Annotated in this window: 4 protein-coding genes; 3 read left to right on the top strand and 1 reads right to left on the bottom strand. The window is 39.4% G+C overall.

Translation table 11 applies throughout. The features are described 5' to 3' along the window. Window positions 1-19 precede the first annotated feature (19 nt). Window positions 20-919, bottom strand: coding sequence for an Rpn family recombination-promoting nuclease/putative transposase (locus MUW74_RS01075; RefSeq protein ID WP_243518731.1), 900 nt, complete (start codon window positions 917-919; stop codon window positions 20-22). Between the two features lie 436 nt (window positions 920-1,355). Between MUW74_RS01075 and MUW74_RS01080 the strand changes: the two genes are divergently transcribed. The 3 genes from MUW74_RS01080 to MUW74_RS01090 form a co-directional block, all read left to right on the top strand. Then, complete coding sequence (locus MUW74_RS01080; RefSeq protein WP_243518733.1) at window positions 1,356-1,628, top strand: hypothetical protein; 273 nt, start codon at window positions 1,356-1,358, stop codon at window positions 1,626-1,628. A gap of 252 nt (window positions 1,629-1,880) precedes the next feature. Beyond that, the gene (gene uvrA, locus MUW74_RS01085) at window positions 1,881-4,691 is read left to right on the top strand and encodes an excinuclease ABC subunit UvrA (RefSeq protein ID WP_243518735.1); all 2,811 of its coding nucleotides are present in this window, start codon (window positions 1,881-1,883) and stop codon (window positions 4,689-4,691) included. A gap of 254 nt (window positions 4,692-4,945) precedes the next feature. Then, a partial coding sequence (locus MUW74_RS01090; protein ID WP_243553022.1) for a hypothetical protein occupies window positions 4,946-5,791 on the top strand: 846 nt, incomplete at its 3' end.

The raw sequence follows: 5,791 nt of genomic DNA on the forward strand, positions 1-5,791 counted from the left end.
AAATATCAACTACTACAGCTTATAGAAGCTTCTGTATATCGGATCTTGCTAACCCAGTAAGGAAGGTAATATCTTCTAGCCTATACCCATTTTTAACCATAGATTGAGCTATTTCTAATTTCCCTTCTAATTTCCCTTCTAATTTCCCTTCTAATTTCCCTTCTAATTTCCCTTCTAGTTTTCCTTCATTTCTAGCTTTTTCTATAGTATTAGCTTCTATTCTGAGCCATTTTAAGTGATCTTCGTAAGCCATTCTTTCCTGATCGGTAAAGTTCATGGTGTCTAATAGATGTAAGGCTTTCTTAAGCTTCTCATTAGCTAATGGTTCGGGTAAGTTGTCTTTGTTGAGTAAGTCATTTCTAGTCAGAAATGCGGTCCAAATATCCAGAGCGTTTTTTATTTTCTGCAATAAACTGGTTAAGTCTTCATTAGGGTCCTTACTGAACTTACTAAGTTCTATGGTATGCAATTCTAGATCCGTAAAGTAAGGCAAGCCACTCTCTTTTTCAGTGATATGGAATACGTTATGATACTTTTTGCTATCTGTTATGGAAATAAAATTAAGAATATGAATACCTATGGCCTTATTGAGCGTAGCATAATTTTGTGAGACTTTTAGCTGCTCTGTATATAACTTAGCCCAGTAGTATAGCGCTCTTTTATCATAATCTGACTCATCAGTGATTTGGATTTCTATATTAAACCTTTTTCCTGTTTGGCCCACTGCTTTGATATCTAGTATGGAGAGTTTATCGTTGCTAAAGCTTTTTGGGTTATAGGGGTTTAGTATGGTAACCTCTACCACTTGATCTTCTGGTGCTACAGTCGCATTGATTAAGTCGATCAGTAGATCTTTATTTTCTTCTACACCAAATATTTTTTTGAAGGCAATATCTACTTTTGGGGTAATTTTTTCCATGTTTTATTTCATTATGCAGTCTAACATATAAGGCATCCTATACTAGGCAAGATAGATAGTTTTTTTAAAATTTACTTGGTTTTACTTAGTTTTTCTAGTTGTTTGACCAGATCAACTGGCAAGCTGTATAATCCGTAGCGGTTGTCACACCTGGTTTATCTTATTCAGCTCACACCCACGGATGTGGGTTATGCCCTGCAACTGTTTTTCTTTTCATCTGTACACTGTGTTTTCTAATCGCCGCTTTTTCCAAGGGCGCGTTTTGCTTAGCTATCTTTACCATATTTTTCCCATTCGTCCCTAAGCAACTGCATGATTTACTACTCGTTTGAACCAATAGAAAAAGCATGACTTATTTCAGTTTCTTTATCCTTCCTATTATTTTAAAAGATACCATTTTGATTATTACCAAAAGCTTGACCACGTCCGAACAGCTGTGACTTTGAAGGATGGGATTGTTCTTTATCTAAAAGCTATAAGGGATAGTGCCAGAGATGCATACATAAGAGCCAAAGATATAGAATCATTGGAAATGAGGTTACAAAAAATGATTCAGCAGGATGTAACCTTTTTAAAAATAAGGGAAACAACCACCATGGCTTTGCATTTTTTATTTATGCAACCATTACTACTATTGTTGAAGTTAGCCAAGCAACCGGTAAAGCATATCATACAATCCGTAATCTATTTAAAGCATTTCAAGAGCTAGGTCTGGTCGTTGAACAAACGTTTTATAGACGCAATAAAGTCTATCGCTTTCAACCCTATCTAACACTTTTAGAAAAAGAATACAGCGAATCGGGTCCATCCTGACCATAAACGAGTTTGGCAAGCAGTCTATTGTAGATATCTTTCAATACTACTATATTGGGTTTTTTACCCAAGGCTTGGTTTTTTGTTTACCATTTTCGTGCACAAATACATCTAGCTATATGTTCCATTATTCTACTCTATACCATTCATGCCTGGTCACTTGTTAGACTTAGATACACTAAGCCCAAAAGATTTTATTATCATAAGGGGTGCTAAAATGCATAACCTTAAAAATGTAAGCGTAGCCATTCCACGCAACCAACTGGTAGTCGTTACGGGGTTATCCGGTTCTGGCAAATCCTCTTTGATTTTGGATACCCTTTTTGTAGAAGCCCAGCGGATGTATATAGAGAGTGTGAGTGCCTATGCACGGCAGTTTCTAGGCAAACTAGAAAAACCCTTGGTGGATACCATTCAAGGCCTCTCTCCCGCTATTGCCATTCGCCAACAGGTCTCTAATCATAACCCGCGTTCTACCGTAGGTACCCTGACAGAGCTTTGTGACTATCTAGCTTTACTTTATGCCCGTATTGGTACAACTTACTCGCCCATTAGTGGCCAAAAGGTAGAAAAAGATAGCGTTTCTGATGTAGTCGATTACATTCAACAGCAAGCAGATGGCACGAAGGTATGGATCCTCTATCCTATGGTAGTGGCCGATCAAGCAGCCTTAACGCAAAAGTTAAAGGTCGAACAGGGCAAAGGGTTTACCAGAGTCATGCAGGATAATCAACTTTTTGATATAGACGAACTATTGACCAGTAGTCAAGTCTTATCATTAGACCAGCCTATCTACGGGTTAGTAGACCGAGTCATCGTTAAAAAAGAGGACCAAGACAACCAATATAGAATAGCCGACTCTGTTCAAGTAGCCTTTTTTGAAGGGATGGGCCATGCAGTAGTCGTGTTAGTTGGGTTGGAGCAAAAATCTTTTTCAGATCGATTTGAACGAGATGGCATGGCTTTTGCGCTACCTACTCTTGCTTTTTTTAGTTTTAATACCCCTCATGGTGCCTGTAAGGTCTGTTCTGGTCTAGGCCAATTGATTCGTATAGACCCCAAGAAAGTTATACCCAACCCAGTTCTTTCTCTTGTAGAAGGGGCTATAGCTCCCTGGAATGGGCCCACTATGTCTAAATGGTTAGCCCCCCTTTTGGCCAACCATACTACCTTAGATTTTCCAATTCACACCCCCTATAACAGCTTGACGCCAGATCAGCAACACTTTTTATGGAAAGGGAATTCAGATTTTATAGGTATTGATCGATTCTTTGATTTTTGTGTCACCCAAACTGATAAAATACAATATCGGGTTTTGCTATCCCGTTACCGCAGTAAAACGATATGTGCCGATTGTAAAGGCAGTCGCCTGCGCGCAGATGCTCATTATGTTAAAATCGCTGATTATTCCCTAATCGATCTATTGTTGATGCCCATCCATGACTTGATACCCTTTTTTGAGCAGCTGTCCCTTACAGCGCGTCAGGCAACTATTGCCCAAAGAATTCTAGTAGAAGTTAAAAACAGACTCCGTTATTTAGCTCAGGTGGGCTTAGACTATTTAACCCTTGGCAGGTCTATGTCTACTCTATCTGGTGGAGAGCATCAACGAATTAAATTAGCCACTGCATTAGGAAGTCCCCTTTTTGGCACCATTTATATCTTGGATGAACCCACTATTGGGCTGCATCCTCGTGATACCGATCAGTTGGTAGCGTTGCTAGTAGATTTAAAAAACCAAGGTAATACCGTTATTGTAGTAGAGCACGAAGCCTTGGTCATGCGTGCGGCTGATGCACTTATTGAGATAGGCCCTGAAGCAGGCACTGGTGGTGGTAGGTTGGTTTTTCAGGGAACCTTTCAAGCATTGCTCCAAGCCAACACCCATACCGCACGCTACCTCAATGGTAGCGCTGCGGTTCCCCTGCCTAGTTATAAACGTCCTTGGCGTTATGGTCTACATATTCACAGGGCCACCCTCCATAACCTGCAGGACGTGAGTGTAACCATCCCCCTGCATATCTTAACCGTTGTTACAGGTGTAAGTGGATCAGGCAAGTCTACGTTGATCAAAGAAATCCTCTATCCTGCTTTGGTGCAACACCTTACCAAACCTTCGGCTATTTTGGGACTACCCGCTCTGCCATCCGGTCTATTGAGTGGTGATATAGCGCGTATTCAAGCCGTAGAATTGGTCCATCAAAATCCATTAGGAAAATCTTCTCGGTCTAATCCTGCCACCTATTTAGCCATCTATGATGCCATTCGAGACCTTTTTGCCCAGACTGATCTGGCCCGTTCTCGCGATTACCAGTCGGGTCACTTTTCTTTTAACTCAGAAAAGGGGCAATGTCCTGCTTGTCGAGGAGAAGGCCAGCAAAAGATAGAGATGCAATTTATGGCAGATATCTACCTATTATGTGAACACTGCAAGGGAAGTCGCTTTAAGCCTGAAATAACCGATGTAACCTATGCTGGAAAAAACATAGCCCAAGTACTCAGTATGACCGTAGAGGAAGCATTACGTTTTTTTGCTACCCATGCTGCCATTTGCCATAAGTTACAAGTTTTACAAAAAGTAGGTTTAGGATATATACAATTAGGCCAATCCTCTAGTTCCTTAAGTGGCGGGGAGGGGCAGCGGCTTAAGTTGGCCTATTATTTAGAAAAAGAGTTAACGGATCAACCCATCCTGTTTATATTTGATGAGCCCACTACTGGGCTCCATATGCATGACGTAGCGCAATTATTAAACGCCATGCATGCCCTGATTGATCAAGGGCATACTGTTCTGGTCATTGAGCACCATATTGATGTGATTAAGTGTGCAGATTGGGTCATTGATTTAGGCCCCGATGGCGGTAAACAGGGCGGTAAAATAGTATTTGCCGGTAGCCCAGAAGCCTTGATAAAAGAGCCTAAAAACCATACAGCCTATTATTTAAAGGAAAAAATGTAGGAATTAGTTGCATCTTATTTTTTTTTATACTATCATTGTAGCAAATTTACTTAAGCGGGTTTTTCTACCAAGCTGTTCATACAGTATGATCATAAATAAATTAGTAAGTTTAGCTTGCATAGTCTTATGCTATGTCTTATTTTTGCCTAAAAGCCCGTAGTAGTACTGTTGAGTAAAAAATTTTTAAGCAAAATAGTTAACTTTAGTCAAGTAGTTATAATTTAAGTAGTTAATAATCAATAAATTCAATCAAAATGGTTTATAAAGAAATTAAAAATAAAATTCCTTCCTTGTCCAGCTTATTACTGGCAGGGTCATTGTTTGGTGGTAGTGGTTGCAAAAACTGTGACCGCGACAAAACCCAACCTGATGCTACAGAACAAAAAGACCAGCCAGCAGCACCAGCCGAGGTACAGCCTGCTGTTAATGATGATAGTGCAGGGCAATCAGGTAATAATTCCATTCAAAGGTTGAGTGCACATCTTTCAGAAGCAATTAAAAGGTTTAAAGAAATTTTTATTACAGTTTCTGATTTGGATTACTTAAATATCAGTCGTCAGTATAAGGAAATGAACTTAAATGATATAAAAGATAAAGAAGGTCTCCAAAAAGCACTTAAAGAGGTGGTCCAAGTTATTATTGAGGACAAAAACCCTGTTGTTCCTATCCCTAATAATGTCAGACCGCGCTTGTTTGGTTTAAGTTTTGTTCCTACCCTGGCGCATTTTAAAAAATATCCTTATGCATCAGCTTCGGCTATCCAACGCATTATTAAATTCTTTAACAAGCTTTTTACTATTAAAGAAGAATATTTCAAAAATATTGCAGATCGTCTGCCAGAGTCTGCATCAGATAATTTGATACAGAAGTTGGATGAATTGAGAAAAGAGGCAGAAGAAACTCTTCAACCTGACTATAGATCTGTAGATAACGCAAAGGGCCATTACAGGATAATTACTGGGCCTAGCTTAGCTAGATTTTTCAACGGTAAAAGTAGGGGAGGAAAAGATTACAGAGAAGTTAAAGTTGTCTTTGGGGCGAAAGTTAAGAATATTTGGTTAAAATTTAAACAAGCCAACCAAGGGATTCCTCAATATTCA

Origin of the sequence: Candidatus Cardinium sp. cBcalN2 (assembly GCF_022810445.1) — a bacterium.
In the GTDB taxonomy this organism is placed as follows: domain Bacteria; phylum Bacteroidota; class Bacteroidia; order Cytophagales; family Amoebophilaceae; genus Cardinium.

What these genes read in the sequence shown, in the direction of transcription:
- MUW74_RS01075 (WP_243518731.1), bottom strand. Translation starts at nt 919, where the DNA reads ATGGAAAAAATTACCCCAAAAGTAGATATTGCCTTCAAAAAAATATTT.
- uvrA (WP_243518735.1), top strand. Translation starts at nt 1,881, where the DNA reads ATGCCTGGTCACTTGTTAGACTTAGATACACTAAGCCCAAAAGATTTT.